Below are 20,581 nucleotides of genomic sequence, written 5' to 3'. Positions count from 1 at the left end.
CTAAAATTGTGCAGCGGTGGCCGCGATCAGCGCATCTATTGCCAGACGTAAGCGGGGCAACATTACTGGCGTTGCCCGCCATAAGGCATGAATGGGCAAATGTCCGGTAATAACCTCGTCCAGCACGCTAACCAGCAAGCCGCGCTCGAGTTCCTCCTTGACTAACCAGTAGGGCACCCTGCCGAGACCGTATCCCTCTTTGATGGCGTTGACGGTCAGCAGTGCGCCATCCAGTAATAAGCGGGTATCGGGCGTCATCACCCGATGTGTTTTGTCTGCCAACTGAAAGTGCCAGGGGGCGGCGTAGCCCTCTTTCAGCGTGCCAATCAGGGTGTGGCGCTGAAGATCGTCGATGCCGTGAAGCGGTGGCGACTGAGCAAAGTAACCCGGCGTACCGCACAGGACGATGCGTTGCGTGCCCAATCTTTTGGCGACAATCCCTGCCGCATCCGGCAATTCTCCTACACGTACGGCAAGATCGACAGACCCATCGAACAGGTCAGCCATTTCGACAGAGGCCGAGATACTGATACTCAATTGCGGCCACTGTTGACACAGTGCCAACAGAGCGGGTGTGATGACCTGTGCGCCGAGCAGCGGCGGTACGCTTACCGCTAGCTGTCCTGCGGGTTCTGCTGTGATACTGGCAAGCAGCATTTCGACGCGATCAACCTCGAGTCTTGCAGCTCGGCAGGCATCCCGATAAATCACACCCTCTGCCGTTATGGTCTGCTGCCGGGTGGTGCGGGTAAACAATGGCGTTTTCAGGCGGTTTTCCAATCGCTGAATGGCTTTGGTGACCGCTGAAGGGGTGAGCCCAAGCAGGTTTGCTGCTGCGGTGAAGTTGCCGCTGTCACATACGGCCAGAAATACGCCGATGTCATCTCCTGGGTAATGTCGCATAGCGCCTATTGCTGAATATCAGGAATAAATTTTGATAGTTTATTTCATTTTACCGGAATAATATTCGTCAATAAGCTCTGTGTTATGAAAAAGACACAGACTTACGCCATTCTTGGTGGCACTTCAGGCATTGGATTCGCTCTGGCTCAGCGACTGGTAGCGCGCGGCGATCGCGTGGTGATCGGCGGTCGTTCGGCAGAAAAGCGGGCTACTGCGCTCAGAACACTCGGCGATCGGGCATCTGGCTATGTTGTTGACGTTACCGATCGCGCATCTTTGGCCGCCTTCTTCGCGCAAACCGCCTCGCTTGCCGGACTGTTTACGCCTGCCGCATCCTACACCACGGGCGCATTTCAGGAGGGAAGCCTGGAGACCAGCGAAGCGCTGTTTCAGGCAAAATTTTGGGGGCAATATTGGGCGGTTTATGCCGCGTTGCCCGCGTTGTTGCCGGATGCGGCGGTGGTATTGATGTCAGGGGCCGCTTCTGCGCGTCCCCTTGGCGCGCCCGCTTATGCCGCGTGCAATGCCGCCCTGGAGGGCTTGGCGCGCGGGCTGGCGGTTGAACTGGCGCCACGCAGGGTGAACTGCTTGTCACCGGGCACCACCGACAGCACATTGTGGCAGCAACGCCCGGCGCAGGTGCGCGAGGCTGCTTATCAACAGTGGTGCAAACTCACTGTGTTGCAACGCCCTGCAACGGTGGAGGAGCAGGCCGACGCGGCGCTGTTCCTGCTCGACAATACGCACATGACGGGCAACACGCTCTATTGCGATGGGGGATATACATTGCGTTAAGCATGGGCAACGTCAATGCTCTGACGTTGCCTTTGCCGTCTCTGCATTGCTTGCCTTTCTTATCAACACATCTCGCCTGTGTCTTAAACTCACCTTTTAACAAATTCCACTCTTGATTTGCCTCCTGCCTTGACGATTTAAGCATCAATTTTATTGTTGTTCGAAGACGATAGCGTCTATTTCACTAATGAAACCGATATCGGAGGGCGCGATGTGCTGGATTCGTGTATCAGATACAAGAGAACAGGCCGTTTAGTGGCAGCGTGGAAAATAACGCCGTCGGCGTTTACCTGCTCGATGGCAAGTACTACGCCCTTGAGGATATTTGTCCGCACGCGTATGCCCTGCTGAGTCAGGGATTTATTGAAGATGGCAGCGTTGAGTGCCCCTTACACGGCGCGGTGTTTGATATCAAAACCGGGCAATGTCTCGGTGGGCCGGGTGAGCGTGACCTGCATTGCTACCGGGTACGATGCGTCGAAAATCACATTCAAATCAGGTTAACGGAGAACACCCTCGCATGAAGACCGAGCAGGAATTCAATCCGGCGCGAGTAGCGCCGCAGCCTACCATTTCGTCCATTGGCGGTGGCAATGGTTGTATCCATTCTCCCGGGGGATATCACAATCGGGTCTGGCAGAGCTGAAGCCGTGCGCCGACGTCTTGGACGCTGGCCTTTATCGCCGGGCTGGAAATCCTGTTTGATAACGGTATCGACACCCTGCCCGGATTGGTGGAAGGGTTGAATTCAACAGCAAGCTACGATCAGCAAGGTCAGCCCTGGCAGGAAGCAACGCTACGGGCCTTTTTGCAACAAAACGGCAAGTAAAGGAGGACGCCATGGAGTCGACGGTGCAACAATACCTCGATCGCGGATTACGTGGCTTGTGGTATCCCGTACTGGCCAGTTGGGAAGTGCAAGCCAATCCTGTTGGCATCACCCGTTTGGGTGAGCAGATTGTCGTGTGGCGCGACAGCGACGGACAGGTTCAGGCACTGGAAGACCGCTGTCCGCACCGGGGGGCTCGTCTGTCGCTTGGCTGGAACCTTGGCGATCGCATCGCCTGCTGGTATCACGGTGTCGAGGTGGCAGGGGATGGGGTGGTCAAGGATGTGCCCGCCGTTGAACGCTGCCCGTTAGTGGGGCAACGTATGGTGGTTAGCTATCCGGTGAAAGAAGCCTATGGTGCCATTTTTCTCTGGTTCGGTGTTACCGCCAACCAGGCAGCGGAGCCGTTGGTGTTCCCTGAAGAGCTGGCCGACGGCGAAAGTTACAGTCATTTTCTCTGCACTGCCGCCTGGCGGTGTAACTATTAGTATGCGCTGGAAAATGTGATGGACCCGATGCACGGGACGTATCTGCATTCCGCGTCTCATTCCATGGCGCAGGGGGCGCGTAAAGCGGAGATGGTGCTCGATCCGACATCAAGCGGTTTCATCTTCAGGAAAAAACATCAATCTGGCGTTAATTTTGATTGGGTGGAATTAGGCATCAGCGGTGCTTACTGGATGCGACTTTCCATTCCCTATCAGCAACGTTTCGGGCCCGGTGGCCCTTTCTGGATTGTCAGCATGGTGGGGCCGGAAGATAACGATAACTGCCGCGTTTTTTTCTGGCGTATTCGTCGTGTCTCGGGCTGGCAGCGGGATATGTGGCGTTTTATGTACCGAAATCGTTTAGAGAAATTGCATTGGGCCGTACTGGAACAGGATAGGCGCTTGCTGGAAAACTTGGCACCGGACGCGAACGCTTACGAATACCTCTATCAACATGATGTTGGGCTCTCTCGCTTGCGTCGAATGATGCAGAAAACGGCAAAAGCACAGGTGGCAGAGCGGGAAACACAGCACGCGTTGCGATAATCGATTCAGACGCCGGACGGGCCCTGATGGCGAACTGTAAATGGAAGATTATCAATCGATCACCCTATAGCATTTCCGCTGAATTTAATAATGAAAGGGTATCAGCGGTAATGATAAGTATCTCGACAGCAAACAGTAATCAAACCAGTGCGGCCAATAGAGAAATCACAACCAGTGCCAAAACGGTCCGAATGAAGGATATCCTTGGATTGAGAAAGGCCGTGAAATACGTTGAGAATCTGGTGACAACGTTTAATCGCGATTTGCAAAATCCGACACACTGGCAACGTCCTAATGTAAACAGCCTCAGACAGCTGTTAGCCGATATAAACGTGGTAAGCGCGCGTGCAAATCAACTGACAGCTAAAATAGAAAGCTCTTCTTACCCGCATCATGCATCCAAAATGGCCAACCTGGGAGAGATCAAGGCAACCATTGATACGTTGAATAAAAACGTCAATACCAGCTTTAATCGCTCACAAAAAAACATGCAAGTTATGCGTGAACGAGAAGATCGATATCAGGAAGATCGAGTGAACAGTGCGAGAGCGCGTTCTGAGCGTCGGCAGCATGTTAACGAAATGATTAATTCGGGAAGAGGTGATGAGCTGTATAACGGGGGAATGGTGAAATAGTGGAGGGGGCGCGGTGTTGTGGCATTATGAATTTCAACATGAATCCTTCAAACATAACGTCCTGCTTTAGCAGGACGTTATGTTTTTGCTGAACCAAAAACTTAGAACGGAATATCGTCGTCAAAGTCCATCGGCGGCTCATTGCCGCCAGGCATCGGGGCATTGTTCTGCTGGCGCGGCGCTTGCTGTGCACCACCGCTGAAAGCCTGACCGCCCTGAGGCTGCTGTGGTTGTCCCCAGCCACCCTGCGGTGCGCTGTTGCCTGCGTTGCCGCCTGCTGGTGCGCTACCGCCTTGACGGCCGCCCAGCATCTGCATGGAGCCGGAAATGTCGACTACCACTTCCGTGGTGTAACGATCCTGCCCACCCTGATCCTGCCATTTACGCGTGCGCAGTTGACCTTCGACATACACCTGCGAGCCTTTACGCAGGTATTCTCCAGCCACTTCAGCCAGCTTGCCGTACAGCGTGACGCGGTGCCATTCTGTGCGCTCTTTCTGCTCGCCGGTCTGCTTGTCGCGCCAGGTATCCGACGTGGCCAGAGTCAGGTTAGCAACGGCACCACCGTTCGGCAGATAACGGACTTCCGGGTCTTGCCCCAGATTCCCGACAAGAATCACTTTATTAACGCCTCTGCTGGCCATGCTTGTGTCTCCTGATGAGTCAATACGTAAAGTCTAAGCCAGAAATCATAACATGCCAGCACTGTGCTGAGTACCCGCGATGTTGCATCCACACTTTTTTTATTGGTTACATTGTTGCATCAGAGTACTGGATGTTTATTCAGTTTTTTGTTAGCGTATTTCTTCTGCATGTCCCCCCACTGAGCCGCCATCTGCGGTGCTAGAAAACGCAGCGGGTGTATTTTTGTGTCATAATTGCACGTTTCGTACCGGTTATCTCCGCCTGCGGGATGATGAAAATAGCGTTAACTCCGGGATGTATGTGAATGGATAAGATCGAAGTTCGTGGTGCCCGTACTCATAACCTCAAAAATATCAATCTGGTAATTCCCCGCGATAAACTGATTGTGGTCACCGGGTTGTCGGGATCCGGTAAATCGTCGCTGGCGTTTGATACCCTGTATGCGGAAGGGCAGCGGCGCTACGTTGAATCGTTGTCTGCCTACGCGCGCCAGTTTCTCTCGTTAATGGAGAAGCCGGACGTCGATCATATCGAAGGGTTGTCACCGGCGATTTCCATCGAGCAAAAATCCACATCTCATAACCCGCGCTCAACCGTGGGTACCATCACCGAGATTCACGACTATTTGCGCCTGCTCTTTGCCCGCGTGGGTGAGCCACGCTGTCCGGATCACGACGTACCACTGGCAGCACAGACTGTCAGTCAGATGGTGGATAACGTGCTGGCGCAGCCGGAAGGGACTCGCCTGATGCTGCTCGCCCCCATTGTTAAAGATCGCAAAGGGGAGCACACCAAAACGCTGGAAAACCTGGCGACACAAGGCTATATCCGCGCCCGTATCGACGGCGAAGTGTGCGATCTTTCCGATCCGCCCAAGCTGGAATTACAGAAAAAACACACCATTGAAGTGGTGGTCGATCGTTTCAAGGTGCGTGAAGATTTGGCACAGCGTCTGGCGGAATCGTTTGAAACTGCGCTGGAGCTTTCCGGCGGTAGCGCCATCGTGGCGGATATGGATGACAGCAAGTTGCCCGAACTGCTGTTCTCCGCCAACTTTGCTTGTCCGCAGTGTGGCTACAGCATGCATGAGCTGGAACCGCGCATGTTCTCCTTTAACAACCCGGCAGGTGCCTGTCCGAGCTGTGATGGATTGGGCGTGCAACAGTTCTTCGATCCAGCGCGTGTGGTGCAAAACGGTGAGCTGTCGCTGGCGGGGGGGGCTATTCGCGGCTGGGATCGACGCAACTTTTACTATTTTCAGATGCTGCGTTCACTGGCGGAGCATTACCGTTTTGATGTCGAGGCCCCCTACGACAGCCTGAGTGAAAAAATTCGTCACGTCATTCTTTACGGCTCCGGTAAAGACACTATCGAGTTCAAATACATCAACGATCGTGGCGATACGTCGGTGCGACGCCATCCTTTCGAGGGCGTGTTGAACAACATGGAGCGGCGTTACAAGGAAACCGAATCAAGCGCGGTGCGCGAAGAGCTGGCCAAGTTCATCAGCAATCGTCCCTGTGCCAGTTGCAGCGGCACGCGCCTGCGTAAGGAAGCGCGCCATGTGTTTGTCGAACAGACTACGCTGCCGCAGATTTCCGACATGAGTATCGGCCATGCGATGACATTCTTCCAAAACATGAAGCTAAGTGGTCAGCGCGCGCAGATTGCTGAAAAGGTGTTGAAGGAGATAGGCGATCGTCTGAAGTTCCTGGTGAACGTAGGATTGAACTACCTGTCGCTGTCGCGTTCTGCCGAAACTCTTTCTGGCGGTGAAGCGCAGCGTATCCGACTGGCGAGCCAAATTGGTGCCGGGTTGGTGGGGGTGATGTACGTATTGGATGAACCCTCCATTGGCTTGCACCAGCGGGACAATGAACGCCTGCTGGAAACCTTGATCCACCTGCGCAATCTGGGTAACACGGTGATTGTGGTGGAACACGATGAAGACGCCATTCGCGCGGCGGATCATGTGATTGATATCGGTCCGGGTGCTGGGGTGCACGGCGGCCAGGTGGTAGGGGAAGGTACGGTAGAAAAGATTATGGCGGTGCCTGAATCGCTGACCGGACAGTACCTGAGCGGTGAGCGAAAAATCTCAGTGCCGTCGCAACGGGTGCCTGCCGATCCTACCAAAGTGCTAAAGCTGGTGGGCGCGAAGGGCAACAACCTGAAAGATGTCACGCTGACGCTGCCTGTCGGGTTGTTCACCTGCATCACCGGTGTCTCTGGTTCCGGCAAATCGACGCTGATTAACGATACGCTGTTTCCGCTGGCGCAACGTCAACTCAATGGTGCAACGCTGGCGGAACCGGCACCGTACCGTGAAATTCATGGTCTTGAGCATTTTGATAAGGTGATCGATATCGATCAAAGCCCGATTGGGCGCACACCGCGTTCCAACCCGGCGACTTATACGGGCGTATTTACCCCTATCCGTGAACTGTTTGCTGGCGTACCAGAAGCGAGAAGCCGCGGATACAACCCGGGGCGCTTTAGTTTCAACGTGCGCGGCGGGCGCTGTGAGGCCTGTCAGGGCGATGGCGTCATCAAAGTGGAGATGCACTTCTTGCCGGATATCTATGTACCGTGCGATCAGTGCAAAGGCAAACGCTACAACCGTGAAACGCTGGAAATCAAATATAAGGGTAAAAGCATCCACGAAGTGTTGGAAATGACCATTGAGGAGGCGCGTGACTTCTTTGATGCCATTCCTGCGTTGGCGCGCAAGCTGCAAACCCTTATCGACGTGGGGCTTTCCTATATTCGTCTTGGCCAGTCGGCAACCACGCTCTCCGGCGGTGAAGCACAGCGTGTAAAACTGTCTCGTGAGCTGTCCAAGCGAGGAACCGGTCAAACCCTGTATATTCTTGATGAGCCGACCACCGGGCTGCATTTCGCCGATATTCAGCAATTGTTGGACGTATTGCACCAACTGCGCGATCAGGGGAACACCATTGTGGTGATTGAGCATAATCTGGATGTGATTAAAACCGCAGACTGGATTGTAGACCTTGGTCCGGAAGGGGGCAGCGGTGGCGGTCAAATACTGGTGTCCGGCACCCCAGAGACGGTAGCCAATTGCGACGCATCGCACACTGCCCGTTTCCTCAAGCCGATATTGGCACGCAGGTAATGCTGTTCACGACGCCCGATATTGCGCCGGGCGTCGTGATTATAAGGAGATCCACGTTAACCTTTTATTTCGATACGCCCCGCTTTCGTTGTCATACTGTTATTTCATGCTATTTCTCTCTGCGATAAATATCCTTTCTACGACAATCACACGACAAATCTTTTCTATTATCTCTGCATCTGACGTGCCACTTACCCTATTAAATAATATCAGTAGAGGTATTTTTTACTTATTGCATGATTCTGTCGATCGATCCACTTATATTGATAAGTTTTGGCTTTTATTTGTTAATTTTTAAGTGATTAAAACGATCAATAGGGTAAAGATGATATGCTTACTGCCGATAAACCTAAAGACATCAGGGGTAATCTGGGGCGAACGAAGCAGATAACAACCATCAGCAACGTATTATGACGGCGACTGCTGGGTAACATTAAGCAGCAATTCTTAGCGTCAGATTTTATTTTTTCGATGATAGCACTGCATCATGGGTGAGGGGATGCTATTTCCCTAACATCGGCGAAACAGCCATTTATATTGCTTAGTGTTAACGCGAGACAGGCTTCGTCAGCAACAGGTCATCACTCATTTTGATGGTATTGAACAATGGAAGAATAACCTGGCTGTGATACGCAATATGGAAAGGAGTGAAGAATGAATATCGCTAACTGGCGCATCGGTTATCGCCTCGGCAGTGGATTTGCTTTTCTGGTGCTGATGCTGTTTGTGGTCAATGCGTTCTCAATCTCGAAACTGTCGTTGTTTCATGAAGATGCGAAACTGATTGTCACGCGGGTTTATCCTGATACTGTGACAACCACCGATCTTATCGATGTGGTGAACAGCACGTTGGTTGCCTATCAGCGACTGCTGCTGGTTACCGATCCGGCTCAAGTAAAAAGCACACTGGACATGCTGGGCGATCTGCGCAAACGTGGCGGCCAGTTGCTGGATAAATTGGTTGCCAGCAATAGCCCCGAGGCATCGCAACAGATCATTCGGGATATCCAACAGGTTCGTCCACAGTTCCTGGCCTCTGGCGATAAGATTATTGCGGCGCTGAACGCCGGAGATCGTGAGGCGGGTGTGCGGGAATTCACCACCGCCATGAATGATATACAGCGCAACTATCGCGAGCAGGTGCGCAAGTTGGTCGCTTTTCAAAACGGCACGATGACCAAAACCCTCGATACCATGACGACCACCTACAATCAGACGCGTCTGCTGCTGGTGTTGATCTGCCTGGCCGCAGCGGCGGCGGGTGGTATGATCGCCTGGCTGATTACGCGCAGCGTGACACGCCCGATTCATCAGGCACTGGCATTGGCCGATCGTGTGGCACAGGGCGATCTCACTTACCGCGTACAGGCTGTTCATCAGGATGAAACTGGCTTGCTGCTCAAGGCATTGGATAACATGAACAGCAGCTTGCGTCAGATAGTGGGTCAAGTGCGCGACGGTGCGGAGGCAATTTCCACTGCGGCTTCACAGATTGCCTCAGGGAATCAGGATCTCTCTGCACGCACCGAAGAACAGGCCAGTTCGCTGGAACAAACCGCTTCTTCCATGGAAGAGCTGACCTCAACCATCAAAAACACCGCAGATAATACCCGTCAGGCCACGTCGGTTTCGCATCAGGCATCAGATGCAGCCAAAAACAGCAGTGAAGTGATGCTCTCGGTGACGCAAAAAATGCGGGGTATTCAATCGTCATCGCAGCGTATGGCTGAGATTATCGGCGTTATTGACAGCATTGCCTTCCAAACCAATATTCTGGCGCTCAATGCGGCCGTGGAAGCGGCGCGCGCGGGTGAGCAAGGGCGCGGTTTTGCCATGGTCGCCAGCGAAGTGCGTTCACTGGCACAGCGTAGCGCAACGGCCGCCAAGGAAATTAAGACGTTGATCGATGACTCCGTCAGCAACATTCAGGACGGGATGAGTTTGGTCGACAATGCCGATGAAACGCTGGGTCGTTTGACCAACCATGTGCAGGACGTTAACGCTATCATTGCGGAGATTTCTCAAGCCAGCCAAGAGCAGAGCGATGGCGTTAGCCAGATTAACGTTGCGGTTGGGCAGATTGATACCACGACTCAGCAGAATGCGGCACTGGTGGAAGAGTCCGCGGCGGCGGCGATGTCGCTGCAATCCCAGGCGTCGGCATTAACCCATACGGTGAGTGCATTCAAACTGAATGCGGGCGAGACGACTGCCAGACCGTTGGCCGCGCGGGAATCAACGCTTGTTCGGCCAGCCAAGCCCGCGTTGGCATTGGCAACGGGCACAGCCGCGCAGAATAATCAGGACTGGACCTCGTTTTAATTGCTCTTCTGGGCGCAGCCTTGGCCGCGCCCCATTTTTCTTTCAGTCCCTGATGCTAATCATTTTGCTGCTTATGCAGCATCATCGCCAGGTCCTCCGGAATATCCTGCACAATCACTTTATTGCGCCCCGCCTTTTTAGCGCGATACAGCGCGTTATCAGCGGTTTTGAGCGCGGCATCGATAGGCACTTCTTTCGGCAGGAAGGAGGTTACACCAATCGAAATAGTGATGTGCTGGCAAATGGGGAAACTCATTTCCGCGACATTTTTGCGTAGCCGCTCGGCAATCACCACGGCAAGGTGGATATCAATGCCGGGCAGCAGCATCAAGAACTCTTCACCGCCGGTGCGGCACACCAGATCCGTTTTGCACGAGTTGGTTTTTAAATGTCGTCCCAGCATTTTAATCACTTCATCGCCTACATCGTGCCCGTAGGTGTCATTCACATTCTTAAAGTGATCAATATCGATAACAATCACTGAAACGACGCTGTTGTTGAGCAGCGACATTTCAATGTTTTCGTGCAATCCACGCCGGTTGAGCAGGCCGGTGAGCGGGTCAGTGTGAGCCTGCGAACTGAGTTTTCCGATACGTTTATGCAGCAGAATAGTGCCCCACAGGATGACGCGCTTAAGGTGTTCGACTTCGAAATACCAGGAAGATACCGCACGAATTTTGCTGATGACATCAGGATCGTCCATACGGCTGGCTGCCAGTCCCAGCATGCGCAGCGGTTTGGCGATGTAGATCGTCAGCAAGGTAATCATGAACAGGGTGATGAGCAGCACGGGCGCACTTTTCTTTGTCACATCAATCATTACGTTATTTAATGCCTGAGTGACAATTTGTTCCGTTTGTAGCGTAAGAATAATCCAATCCGCGCGTTTAACTTTGGCGAACCCGGCTAAAAATGTTGCTCCTTGTGAATCGGTCAGACGAAAATTGCCTTCGTTCCCCAATAGCGCCATCTGTTTTAATGAGTTGTCGTCTATTTTTTGCCCAATGCGGCTTTTATCATGATGATAAATAATTGTTCCATCTTTATTGAGGACATAGGTATCGTAATTATCATCATCAAACTGCGAATTCATAAATTCATTTGTTGCATTGCGGTTGTTGAGATAAATAGAACCGCCAACGTACCCTAGCTGTTCACCTTCAGCATTGTGGATAGGCACAGAAATATAGACAATCAGGTTACCAATTAGAGAAACATAGGGCTGACTGATAAAAAAGGTGTTGGCCTGAACGGTGGCCGCATGGGAAGGGGAAGTCAGTCGCGCATCAATCACCCCAGGTTGTAATGGGGAGAACGCGCGAATGTAGCCCTGCTTGTCAATAACCGAGACGGAGTTGAAGCGATGACCAATCTGCCGAATCCGCTCGAGCTCTTTTTGCAGCGTGTCGGCATTTTTCATGTTATCGGCGAGCAGTTGGGCGCTAAAACTGAGTTGTGATTGGGAAGAAGAAAAAAAAGTCTCGACGGTATTTGCAAGTTTTAATGAATAGTTGAGGTTTATTTTAAAAAACTGATCGGTCAATAACTTTTTTTGCGTGTCGTAGAAGGCGAAATAGCTATTTACAAAAATAACTGACATACCCGATAGTGCGATGAAAAGAATGAGACGTCGTAAATTGACTTGAAGAATAAAATGCTTCTGAAATGGTTTCATTTATTATCTTTCTGCTTATTATTGTTGTCGCAAATCAGCGAGCGATCGGCTGTTCAACATCATGATGTAAGTTAATGATTAAGAAAGTGAATGTTGAAAGTACCCTTTCTTTTTCACAGTAGGGGGAGACTGGCTCCCGTACACCTCAGACTCAGCTGAGGACTGCGCCCTATCCATCAAAATCTGTTGGGTAATAAATTATGGGATATATCTTAAGTAGTAGTTCAGAGCAAGCAGAGTGTCAATGTCACGCTATATAAAAATTTCTTATGAATCACAGCGAAAGGGGAATGATTGGGTAAGTGGAATGGCAAAAAGAAAAGGCTTAACGCAGGGCGTTAAGCCTTTGATGGGTTATTGAACCGCAGCGAACGCTTTGGCAACACGTACCACATTGCCCGAATTCAGGCCTGCAACACACATTCTGCCACTGGCGATCAAATAAACACCAAATTCGTCGCGCAGGCGATCAACCTGTAGCGGGCTGAAGCCGGTGTAGCTGAACATGCCGCGCTGTGTCAGCAGGTAGTCAAAATTGCGCGTTGGCAGTTCTGCTTTCAGGGCATCTACCAGCGCTTTACGCATGGCGAGAATGCGGGAACGCATTTCTTCGACTTCCGCTTTCCACTCCGTGTTGCGCGCCGCATCGTTCAGCACGTTAGAAACCACTTGAGCGCCGTAATTCGGTGGTGTTGAGTAGTTACGACGTACCGTGGCTTTCAACTGTCCCAATACACGCTGCGCGCTATCGGCATCTTCGCACACCACGGAGAGCCCACCCACGCGTTCACTATAAAGAGAAAAAATCTTGGAGAAGGAGTTGGCTATCAGGGCAGGAACACCCGCGCTGGCGATGGCGTGCAGTGCGTAAGCATCGGCATCAATGCCGCCGCCAAAGCCTTGGTAGGCAATATCCATAAACGGAATCAGTTCGTGTTTGATCACCGTTTCAATAATGCGATCCCATTGCGCATGGGTCAGATCGGAACCCGTCGGGTTATGGCAGCACGGGTGCAGCAGCACGATGCTGCGCGCTGGCAGGCTTTCCAGCGTGGCAACCATGCCATCGAAATTTACACCCAGCGTCTGCGCATCAAAGTAGGGGTAAGTGTGTACCTTAAACCCGGCGCCGGCAAAAATAGCGATGTGGTTTTCCCAGGTCGGATCGCTGACCCACACCTCGGAATCAGGGAAATAGTGTTTCAGGAAGTCAGCACCCACTTTCAGCGCACCGGAACCGCCCAGCGTTTGGATCGTTGCAATACGGTTTGCCGCCAGCGCTGGGTGTTCTTTGCCAAACAACAGCGTCTGAATAGCGGAGCGATAAGGCTGGAAACCTTCCATCGGCAAATAGGAGGAAGCCGCTTTGGGTTGCGCTTCAAGTACTTCAACGGCACTGCTCACGGCGCGCAATTGCGGGATGATATTCTGTTCGTTGTAATAGAGCCCGATACTGAGATTGATCTTATCTGCGCGCGGGTCCTGCTTGTATTTTTCCATCAGAGACAGGATGGGATCTCCGGCATAGGCGTCGACATGTTGGAACACGGTTTTTCTCCTGAAATAATTATCTGCCACGCTTAACGCGTAGCGCGCAACCCCTGGACGCCAATTAGACCGTATAACGCCCCGGGCGGTGATTCATCGCAATGATTAAGTTAAGAATCACGGCACCTAATACGGAAACCACCAGCATAGGTATGCTTACCACAAACAGTGAAGCCAGTACAATCACCACATCAACCGCCATTTGTAACTTGCCAGCGCGTATGCCGTAGTGATCCTGAAGGTAGAGCGCCAAAATATTCACGCCACCCAGACTGGCCTTGTGACGAAACAGCACAATAAAGCCCAACCCAATGATGATGTTGCCAAACAGCGTGGCATAGAACGGCTGAAGTCTATCGAAGTGAATAAACAGCGGATGCACGTCTGACAGCAGGGAAACCAGCCCGACGGCACAGAAGGTCTTGATGGTGAAATGCCAGCCCATGCGGCGAACGGCCAGATAATAAAACGGCAGGTTGATCAGAAAGAAAATGGTGCCAAATGAAATGTGCGTGATGTAGTGCAGCAGGAACGCCATCCCTGCCGTGCCGCCGGTGAGCGCGCCAGATTGGCGTAACAGGATGATCCCAAAAGACACCATCAATGAGCCAATCAACAGCGCCAGAACATCCTCCAGCAGCGTGTGTTTTAGATTTTCAGTTGCAACAACGTTATCCATGGTGTGCTCAATGGCAGAAAAAATAAAAATGTGACGCAAGCAAAGCAAGAAATGCACCAAAAATGGGGCTTACCGCGGGGAAAATGACGTATTACCGTGATAATAAATATAAGTTATTGAAATGCTGTCATTACGGTGTGCACAAAAAATGCAGAAAACGTAATTTTTTGCGTGATCTACGCGTAGCTTAAGGTGTTAATGCGCGTTCTTATTCTTTTCATGCACTAAAAGGAAGCGTCTTGCCCTATTAGGGTGCAAGCCTTCAGTTAGGCAACATGAGCCCATTCTCTTTTAGGCGATTCAGTACCACCGAGGTCTTCAGATGAGAAACGCTTTTATTCTGCGACAAGATGCGACTGATCAGATCGCTCAGCCCTTGCAGATCGGCTACTGCAACTTTCAGTAAATAGTCGGCATCGCCGGTGGTTTTATAGGCATCAATGATCGCATCCACCTCTCCTAGCATTTGGTGAAAGCGCTCCACGTAGTCGGGGGTATGGTTGATCAGGCGCACTTCGATCAAACCCAGACACATCCAGACCGATGGCATTGGGTGCCAGGCGGGCGTGGTAGCCCAGGATCTGTTTAGCCTGTTCAAGCGCAATGCGACGGCGCGAGCACTGCGATGCGGATAATCCGATTAGCTCGCTTAACTCTTGATTGGTCAAGCGGCCGTTGGTTTGCAGTAAGGTCAGCATTTTCAAATCATAATCGTCTATCTGGTACATAGTGCTTTATCCGCATGATGTATCGGGAGATAAAACAGACTAGCAGCTTTTTATCACTGCGTGCCGCTTCTTTTCATACCCCGGTTCTCAGGGGGATTGCACAACCAATGGGCATGCACCGTGTTGGCGCAATATCGTGCGTTCGGTGATGCAATTAAGGGCATTTTGTGCATGTGATTGCCTGTTTATGCACCAGTCTGTTTTGTGCTGCCCCGGAGTATCCCGCAATGTGATAATAAAAATAATGAATATATTCATGATATTAGTTTCTTTTATGGCCGAAATTTGCCGTGGTATTGCCGAGGCTGGCCTGATTGTTGCTATGAAATTGCCAACACAACATCTTGTTCGGGGAATGTCATGGATACGTCGCAGACAGCGGATCAACTGAAAAGAGGGTTAAAAAACCGCCATATCCAGTTGATTGCATTAGGGGGCGCGGTAGGTACCGGGCTGTTTTTGGGGATTGCGCAAACCATCAAAATGGCCGGGCCATCGGTTCTGTTGGGTTATGCGATTGCCGGGATTATTGCTTTTTTCATTATGCGTCAGTTAGGGGAAATGGTGGTGGAGGAGCCCGTAGCCGGTTCCTTTAGCCATTTCGCCAATAAATACTGGGGTAGCTTTGCCGGTTTTATGTCCGGTTGGAACTACTGGGTGCTCTATGTGCTGGTCAGCATGGCTGAGCTTTCTGCGGTCGGGATTTACATTCAATACTGGTTTCCCGATGTGCCGACCTGGGTGTCGGCAGCGGTTTTCTTCCTGCTGATTAACGCCATCAACCTCACTAACGTGAAGGTTTACGGTGAAATGGAGTTCTGGTTTGCCATCATCAAAGTGGCGGCGATTATCGGCATGATTGCGTTCGGTTGCTACCTACTGATCAGTGGGAGTGGCGGGCCAGAGGCCAGCGTGGCTAACCTGTGGCAACACGGCGGGTTTTTCCCCAATGGTTTTGGTGGCATGGTGATGGCAATGGCGGTCATCATGTTCTCCTTTGGCGGCCTTGAATTGGTCGGGATCACTGCCGCTGAGGCCGATCAGCCAGAAAAAAGTATTCCGCGCGCCACCAATCAGGTGATTTATCGCATTCTGCTGTTTTATGTGGGGGCATTGGCGGTGTTGCTGTCGCTGTACCCCTGGCAGAAAGTGGTGGAAGGTGGCAGCCCGTTTGTGTTGATTTTCCACGCGCTGGATAGCAACGTGGTGGCAACCGTGTTGAATCTGGTGGTGCTCTCTGCGGCGCTCTCGGTGTATAACAGTTGCGTCTATTGCAATAGCCGTATGCTGTTTGGCCTGCCTAAACAGGGCAACGCCCCTCGGGCACTGTTAAGCGTCAACAAACGTGGCATTCCGTTGAACGCGCTTGGCGTATCGGCGTTGGCAACCGGGCTGTGCGTGGTGTTGAACTACCTGATGCCGGGCAAAGCGTTTGAGCTGCTGATGGCGCTGGTGGTGTCCGCGTTAGTGATCAACTGGGCGATGATTTGCATTACACACCTCAAGTTCCGCCATGCGATGCAAGCGGCTGCAAAGGAAACGCGTTTTAAAAGCTGGGGCTATCCGGTGACCAACGTGATTTGCCTGCTGTTTCTGGCGGGTATTCTGGTGATCATGGCGATGACGCCCGGTATCCAGATCTCGGTATGGCTGATTCCCGTGTGGCTGGTGGCAATGGCTGTGGCTTATCGGGTGAAGAACCGTAAACGCACCCCGGCAGATGTTGCGGTCAGTGACGCGTAATTGATGGGAAAGGCGTACCCTGCGGTACGCCTTTCTTACGCATTAATCGTCGAGATACACCAGCGCCAGGCGCTGTGTCACGCGGGTAATCAGTTCGTAAGCGCTGATCTTGCTGTGTGCGGCGATCCGCTCGACGGGCAGCGCCTCTCCCCACAAGATCACTTCATCGCCCACCCGCTCCCGGGCATCGGGTCCCAGATCGACCGTCAACATATCCATCGATACGCGTCCAACCAACGGCACTTCACGGCCATTGACCAGCACTGGCGTACCCAACGGCGCTGTGCGCGGGTAGCCATCGCCATACCCCATAGCGACCACGCCGAGCAGGGTATCGCGCTCGCTGGTCCAGATACAGCCATATCCTTCGGTTTCACCCGCTTTGTGCTCACGCACCGCGATCAGGTGTGAGGTGAGGGTCATGGCGGGTTGCAGTCCAAAATGCGTGGCGGTTTCAGTGGCCAACGGTGATACGCCGTAGAGAATAATCCCCGGCCGCACCTGATTACGGTGTGCCTGTGGCCACAGCAGAATGCCGCCGGAAGCCGCGATAGATTGCGCGCCGGGCTTCCCTTCGACAAAAGCATCAAAGCAGGCGAGCTGTTTCAGGGTGGTATTGAACTCTGGCTCATCGGCGCGGCAAAAATGGCTCATGATATTCACCGGTTGCACCACATTGCGGCACTGGGTCAGCCGTTGATAAAACGCTTCCGCTTTATCGGGACGCACCCCCAAACGGTGCATGCCCGTATCCAGCTTCATCCACACGGTAAGCTGATGTGGCAAATCGGCCTGCTCCAAGGCTTCCAACTGCTCGACGCTGTGCACCGCGGTTTCCAATTGATGCTGCGCCAGTAAGGGAAGGTCGTCGGCAGAGAAAAACCCTTCCAGCAGCAGGATGGGTTTGGTGATGCCCGCGTGGCGCAGTGCCAACGCTTCCGAAAGTCGGGCGACGCCGAAGCAATCGGCATCCTGAAGGGTGGTGGCGCATTCCACGGCACCGTGGCCGTATGCATTGGCCTTGACGACGGCGACCAGCCGACTGTTAGGCGTTAACTGGCGCACGCGCTGCATATTGTGACGCAATGCGCGGCGGCTGATGACGGCGGTTGCCGTTTTCATTTCTACTGTCCTTAACGCTGCCCACTTAGGTGCGCTATTTATTCATCATCGTATTGTGGACCGGCGTAATTATCAAAACGCGACCACTGCCCGTTGAAGGTCAACCGAACGGTACCGATAGGGCCGTTACGCTGTTTCCCCAAGATAATCTCAGCGATGCCTTTCAAATCGCTGTTTTCATGATAAACCTCATCACGATAGATAAACATAATCAGGTCGGCATCCTGCTCGATAGAGCCGGATTCACGCAGGTCGGAGTTGACCGGGCGTTTATCCGCTCGCTGCTCCAGACTACGGTTAAGCTGAGAGAGTGCGACCACAGGCACCTGCAATTCTTTTGCCAATGCTTTGAGAGAACGGGAAATTTCGGCTATCTCAAGGGTTCGGTTATCCGAAAGGGCGGGCACCCGCATCAGTTGCAGGTAGTCGATCATGATCAGGCTGAGACCATCATGTTCGCGGAAAACGCGGCGCGCGCGGGAGCGCACTTCCGTGGGCGTCAGGCCGGAAGAGTCATCGATATACATGTTCTTCTTCTCCAGCAGAATACCCATGGTGCTGGAGATACGCGCCCAGTCCTCGTCATCCAACTGCCCGGTACGGATACGGGTTTGATCCACGCGCGACAGCGATGCCAGCATACGCATCATGATCTGTTCGCCGGGCATTTCCAGACTGAAGATCAGCACCGGCTTCTCTTGCATCATCGCGGCGTTTTCGCACAGGTTCATGGCGAACGTGGTTTTCCCCATGGAGGGACGTGCCGCGACGATAATCAAGTCTGACTTTTGCAGCCCGGCGGTTTTTTTATCCAGATCCTGATAACCACTGGAAACGCCGGTTACCCCGTCGTGTGGGCGTTGATACAACTGCTCAATACGAGAGACGGTATCTTCCAGAATGCGGTCGATGCTTTTCGGACCTTCATCCTTGCTGGCACGGTTTTCGGCTATCTGAAACACGCGTGATTCCGCCAGATCCAGCAGATCTTCACTGCTGCGGCCCTGTGGATCGTAACCGGCATCGGCGATTTCATGGGCGACAGCGATCATCTCACGCACCACCGCTCGTTCGCGCACGATATCCGCATAGGCACTGATGTTGGCGGCGCTGGGGGTGTTTTTCGCCAGTTCAGCCAGATAGGCAAAACCGCCGACCGTGTCCAGCTCGCCTTTTTGCTCCAACGATTCGGACAGGGTGATGAGATCGATGGGCTTGTTCAATTCCAACAGGCGCTGCATTTCGCTGAAAATCAGACGGTGGGCGCGGTTGTAGAAATCGTTGGCGACGACGCGTTCTGCGACGTTATCCCAGCGCTCGTTGTCGAGCATCAAGCCGCCCAGAACCGACTGTTCCGCTTCCAGCGAGTGGGGCGGAAGCTTTAACCCTTCCACCTGTCGGTCGCGGGGCTGTTTCGATGGGGGTGCGGTGCGCTTTTCTGCCATGGGATTACGTTCTTTGTTGGTTGATTTGTCATTCCAGAAGGAGGCATTGTATACGAAACTGACGTGATAAAAACGCGCCCGTGTGTTTATCGCACCGGACCGCATCAGGAGAAAACATGGCGAAACGCATTCAATTCAGCGCCCACGGTGGCCCTGAGGTGCTGGAGTACGTTGATTTTACCCCGCGTGAACCGGCTGCGGGTGAAGTACAAATTGAAAACCGCGCTGTCGGAATCAACTTTATCGATACCTACGTGCGCAGTGGGCTTTATCCCGTGCAGACCTTCCCGTCTGGGCTGGGCACTGAGGCGGCGGGGGTGGTGGCGAAAGTGGGTGCGGGGGTAAGTGGTTTTCAGGTCGGCGATCGCGTGGTGTACGCGCAAGCGGGGCTGGGCGCTTACAGTGCGGTGCACAACGTGGTGGCGGATCGCGTAGCGCATCTACCAGAGGCTATCAGCTTTGAGCAGGGCGCGGCGTCGTTCCTGAAAGACCTGACGGTATACTACCTGCTGCGTGAAACCTATGAGATTACCTCCGGTGAGACATTCCTGTTCCACGCGGCCGCCGGTGGCGTTGGCCTGATCGCCTGCCAGTGGGCCAAGGCGCTGGGCGCGAAACTGATTGGTACCGTCGGGTCCGATGACAAGGCGGCGCTGGCGCGTCAGGCGGGGGCCTGGGCGACCATCAACTATCGCAGTGAGAACATCGCGCAGCGGGTGCTGGAATTAACCGATGGGCAGAAAGTGCCGGTGGTGTACGACTCGGTGGGTAAAGACACGTGGGAAGCCTCGCTCGATAGTCTGCAACGTCGCGGTTTGATGGTGAGCTTCGGTAACGCTTCAGGCCCGGTGACCGGCGTGAATTTAGGCATTCTAAATCAGAAAGGCTCGCTTTACGTGACGCGTCCGTCGCTGTTTGGCTACGTGACCAACCGGGCTGAACTGGATAAAGCAAGCAGTGAGCTGTTTTCGCTGATTGCCAGTGGCGCCATCAAGGTAGATGTGTCTGCCAACCAGATCTTCGGGCTGTCGGAAGCGCAAAAAGCGCATCGCGCACTGGAGAGTCGTCAGACGCACGGTTCCTGCCTGCTGATCCCAGGACGATAAGTGAGGCGCGGTAGTCTGTCCTAAAAGGGCAGGTCAGCGTAAAAAAGTAAGGGCCCCAAACGGGGCCCTTGTTGCTGCATTATTTTTGATATTTCATCATGCTGTATGTAGGGTACAGCGTGGCGAACGTCAGCGCATCGAGGCGTAATTTTTTTGGATGATGATGCTCTGACGCTGATGAAATCATTTTTTATTGATTCGCACAGGCCGCGTGTCCTGTGCGTGTTACCGGTTAC

General features: G+C 52.9%; 15 protein-coding genes and 2 pseudogenes. 9 read left to right on the top strand and 8 right to left on the bottom strand.

The window, feature by feature from the left end; genetic code table 11:
- Positions 1–903 carry a LysR family transcriptional regulator gene (locus K6K13_RS17635; RefSeq protein WP_222158138.1) on the bottom strand — a complete coding sequence of 301 codons (903 nt, stop codon included), beginning with the start codon at positions 901–903 and terminating at the stop codon, positions 1–3.
- Between the two features lie 84 nt (positions 904–987).
- Here K6K13_RS17635 and K6K13_RS17630 point away from each other — a divergent pair, with 84 nt between their 5' ends.
- From K6K13_RS17630 to K6K13_RS17615, 5 genes and pseudogenes are all read left to right on the top strand, one after another.
- Positions 988–1,698: an SDR family oxidoreductase gene (locus K6K13_RS17630; RefSeq protein ID WP_222158137.1), complete on the top strand. Its 711-nt coding sequence runs from the start codon at positions 988–990 to the stop codon at positions 1,696–1,698.
- A 224-nt stretch (positions 1,699–1,922) separates the two neighbouring features.
- A complete protein-coding gene (locus K6K13_RS17625) occupies positions 1,923–2,222 on the top strand; it encodes a Rieske (2Fe-2S) protein (protein WP_222158136.1) in 300 nt (99 codons plus the stop codon).
- Positions 2,223–2,368: 146 nt separating this feature from the next.
- On the top strand, positions 2,369–2,527 hold the full coding sequence (locus tag K6K13_RS23630) for a recombinase-like helix-turn-helix domain-containing protein (protein ID WP_350338159.1): 159 nt from the start codon (positions 2,369–2,371) through the stop codon (positions 2,525–2,527).
- Positions 2,528–2,538: 11 nt separating this feature from the next.
- Positions 2,539–3,561, top strand: a pseudogene (locus K6K13_RS17620) (Rieske 2Fe-2S domain-containing protein).
- A 26-nt stretch (positions 3,562–3,587) separates the two neighbouring features.
- A complete protein-coding gene (locus K6K13_RS17615) occupies positions 3,588–4,196 on the top strand; it encodes a hypothetical protein (protein ID WP_222158135.1) in 609 nt (202 codons plus the stop codon).
- A 101-nt stretch (positions 4,197–4,297) separates the two neighbouring features.
- Here K6K13_RS17615 and K6K13_RS17610 read toward each other — a convergent pair whose 3' ends face one another.
- A complete protein-coding gene (locus tag K6K13_RS17610) occupies positions 4,298–4,840 on the bottom strand; it encodes a single-stranded DNA-binding protein (RefSeq protein ID WP_222158134.1) in 543 nt (180 codons plus the stop codon).
- Between the two features lie 305 nt (positions 4,841–5,145).
- Here K6K13_RS17610 and uvrA point away from each other — a divergent pair, with 305 nt between their 5' ends.
- Positions 5,146–7,977, top strand: coding sequence for an excinuclease ABC subunit UvrA (uvrA, locus tag K6K13_RS17605; protein ID WP_222158133.1), 2,832 nt, complete (start codon positions 5,146–5,148; stop codon positions 7,975–7,977).
- 654 nt (positions 7,978–8,631) lie between these two features.
- Positions 8,632–10,299: a methyl-accepting chemotaxis protein gene (locus K6K13_RS17600; protein ID WP_222158132.1), complete on the top strand. Its 1,668-nt coding sequence runs from the start codon at positions 8,632–8,634 to the stop codon at positions 10,297–10,299.
- A 55-nt stretch (positions 10,300–10,354) separates the two neighbouring features.
- Here the strand turns inward: K6K13_RS17600 and K6K13_RS17595 are convergent, their stop codons facing one another.
- The 4 genes and pseudogenes from K6K13_RS17595 to K6K13_RS17580 all read right to left on the bottom strand — a co-directional run bounded on the left by K6K13_RS17595 (position 10,355) and on the right by K6K13_RS17580 (position 14,929).
- A complete protein-coding gene (locus tag K6K13_RS17595) occupies positions 10,355–11,974 on the bottom strand; it encodes a sensor domain-containing diguanylate cyclase (protein WP_222158131.1) in 1,620 nt (539 codons plus the stop codon).
- A 354-nt stretch (positions 11,975–12,328) separates the two neighbouring features.
- Positions 12,329–13,522 carry an amino acid aminotransferase gene (locus tag K6K13_RS17590; RefSeq protein WP_222158130.1) on the bottom strand — a complete coding sequence of 398 codons (1,194 nt, stop codon included), beginning with the start codon at positions 13,520–13,522 and terminating at the stop codon, positions 12,329–12,331.
- A gap of 64 nt (positions 13,523–13,586) precedes the next feature.
- Positions 13,587–14,201: a YitT family protein gene (locus tag K6K13_RS17585; RefSeq protein ID WP_222158129.1), complete on the bottom strand. Its 615-nt coding sequence runs from the start codon at positions 14,199–14,201 to the stop codon at positions 13,587–13,589.
- 262 nt (positions 14,202–14,463) lie between these two features.
- A pseudogene (locus K6K13_RS17580) lies at positions 14,464–14,929 on the bottom strand (Lrp/AsnC family transcriptional regulator).
- A gap of 360 nt (positions 14,930–15,289) precedes the next feature.
- Between K6K13_RS17580 and K6K13_RS17575 the strand changes: the two are divergent.
- Positions 15,290–16,672, top strand: a complete 1,383-nt coding sequence (locus tag K6K13_RS17575; protein ID WP_222158128.1) for an amino acid permease — start codon at positions 15,290–15,292, stop codon at positions 16,670–16,672.
- Between the two features lie 42 nt (positions 16,673–16,714).
- Here K6K13_RS17575 and alr read toward each other — a convergent pair whose 3' ends face one another.
- Both alr and dnaB read right to left on the bottom strand, forming a co-directional pair.
- Entirely contained in the window at positions 16,715–17,794 is a 1,080-nt protein-coding gene (gene alr / locus K6K13_RS17570) for an alanine racemase (protein ID WP_222158127.1), read from the bottom strand.
- 38 nt (positions 17,795–17,832) lie between these two features.
- Positions 17,833–19,239, bottom strand: a complete 1,407-nt coding sequence (gene dnaB / locus K6K13_RS17565) for a replicative DNA helicase (protein ID WP_222158126.1) — start codon at positions 19,237–19,239, stop codon at positions 17,833–17,835.
- Positions 19,240–19,355: 116 nt separating this feature from the next.
- Here dnaB and K6K13_RS17560 point away from each other — a divergent pair, with 116 nt between their 5' ends.
- The gene (locus K6K13_RS17560; RefSeq protein WP_222158125.1) at positions 19,356–20,345 is read left to right on the top strand and encodes a quinone oxidoreductase; all 990 of its coding nucleotides are present in this window, start codon (positions 19,356–19,358) and stop codon (positions 20,343–20,345) included.
- Positions 20,346–20,581: the final 236 nt, after the last annotated feature.

The organism is Symbiopectobacterium purcellii, assembly GCF_019797845.1.
Classification (GTDB): domain Bacteria; phylum Pseudomonadota; class Gammaproteobacteria; order Enterobacterales; family Enterobacteriaceae; genus Symbiopectobacterium; species Symbiopectobacterium purcellii.
The sequence above is the reverse complement of the archived record's forward strand: the minus strand, read 5'-3'. Positions and strand labels throughout refer to the sequence as shown.

Excerpts from the sequence above, each read along its gene's own strand:
- K6K13_RS17635 (WP_222158138.1), bottom strand. The coding sequence starts at position 903 with ATGCGACATTACCCAGGAGATGACATCGGCGTATTTCTGGCCGTATGT.
- K6K13_RS17630 (WP_222158137.1), top strand. The coding sequence starts at position 988 with ATGAAAAAGACACAGACTTACGCCATTCTTGGTGGCACTTCAGGCATT.
- K6K13_RS17615 (WP_222158135.1), top strand. The coding sequence starts at position 3,588 with ATGGCGAACTGTAAATGGAAGATTATCAATCGATCACCCTATAGCATT.
- K6K13_RS17610 (WP_222158134.1), bottom strand. The coding sequence starts at position 4,840 with ATGGCCAGCAGAGGCGTTAATAAAGTGATTCTTGTCGGGAATCTGGGG.
- uvrA (WP_222158133.1), top strand. The coding sequence starts at position 5,146 with ATGGATAAGATCGAAGTTCGTGGTGCCCGTACTCATAACCTCAAAAAT.
- K6K13_RS17600 (WP_222158132.1), top strand. The coding sequence starts at position 8,632 with ATGAATATCGCTAACTGGCGCATCGGTTATCGCCTCGGCAGTGGATTT.
- K6K13_RS17595 (WP_222158131.1), bottom strand. The coding sequence starts at position 11,974 with ATGAAACCATTTCAGAAGCATTTTATTCTTCAAGTCAATTTACGACGT.
- K6K13_RS17585 (WP_222158129.1), bottom strand. The coding sequence starts at position 14,201 with ATGGATAACGTTGTTGCAACTGAAAATCTAAAACACACGCTGCTGGAG.
- K6K13_RS17575 (WP_222158128.1), top strand. The coding sequence starts at position 15,290 with ATGGATACGTCGCAGACAGCGGATCAACTGAAAAGAGGGTTAAAAAAC.
- alr (WP_222158127.1), bottom strand. The coding sequence starts at position 17,794 with ATGAAAACGGCAACCGCCGTCATCAGCCGCCGCGCATTGCGTCACAAT.
- dnaB (WP_222158126.1), bottom strand. The coding sequence starts at position 19,239 with ATGGCAGAAAAGCGCACCGCACCCCCATCGAAACAGCCCCGCGACCGA.
- K6K13_RS17560 (WP_222158125.1), top strand. The coding sequence starts at position 19,356 with ATGGCGAAACGCATTCAATTCAGCGCCCACGGTGGCCCTGAGGTGCTG.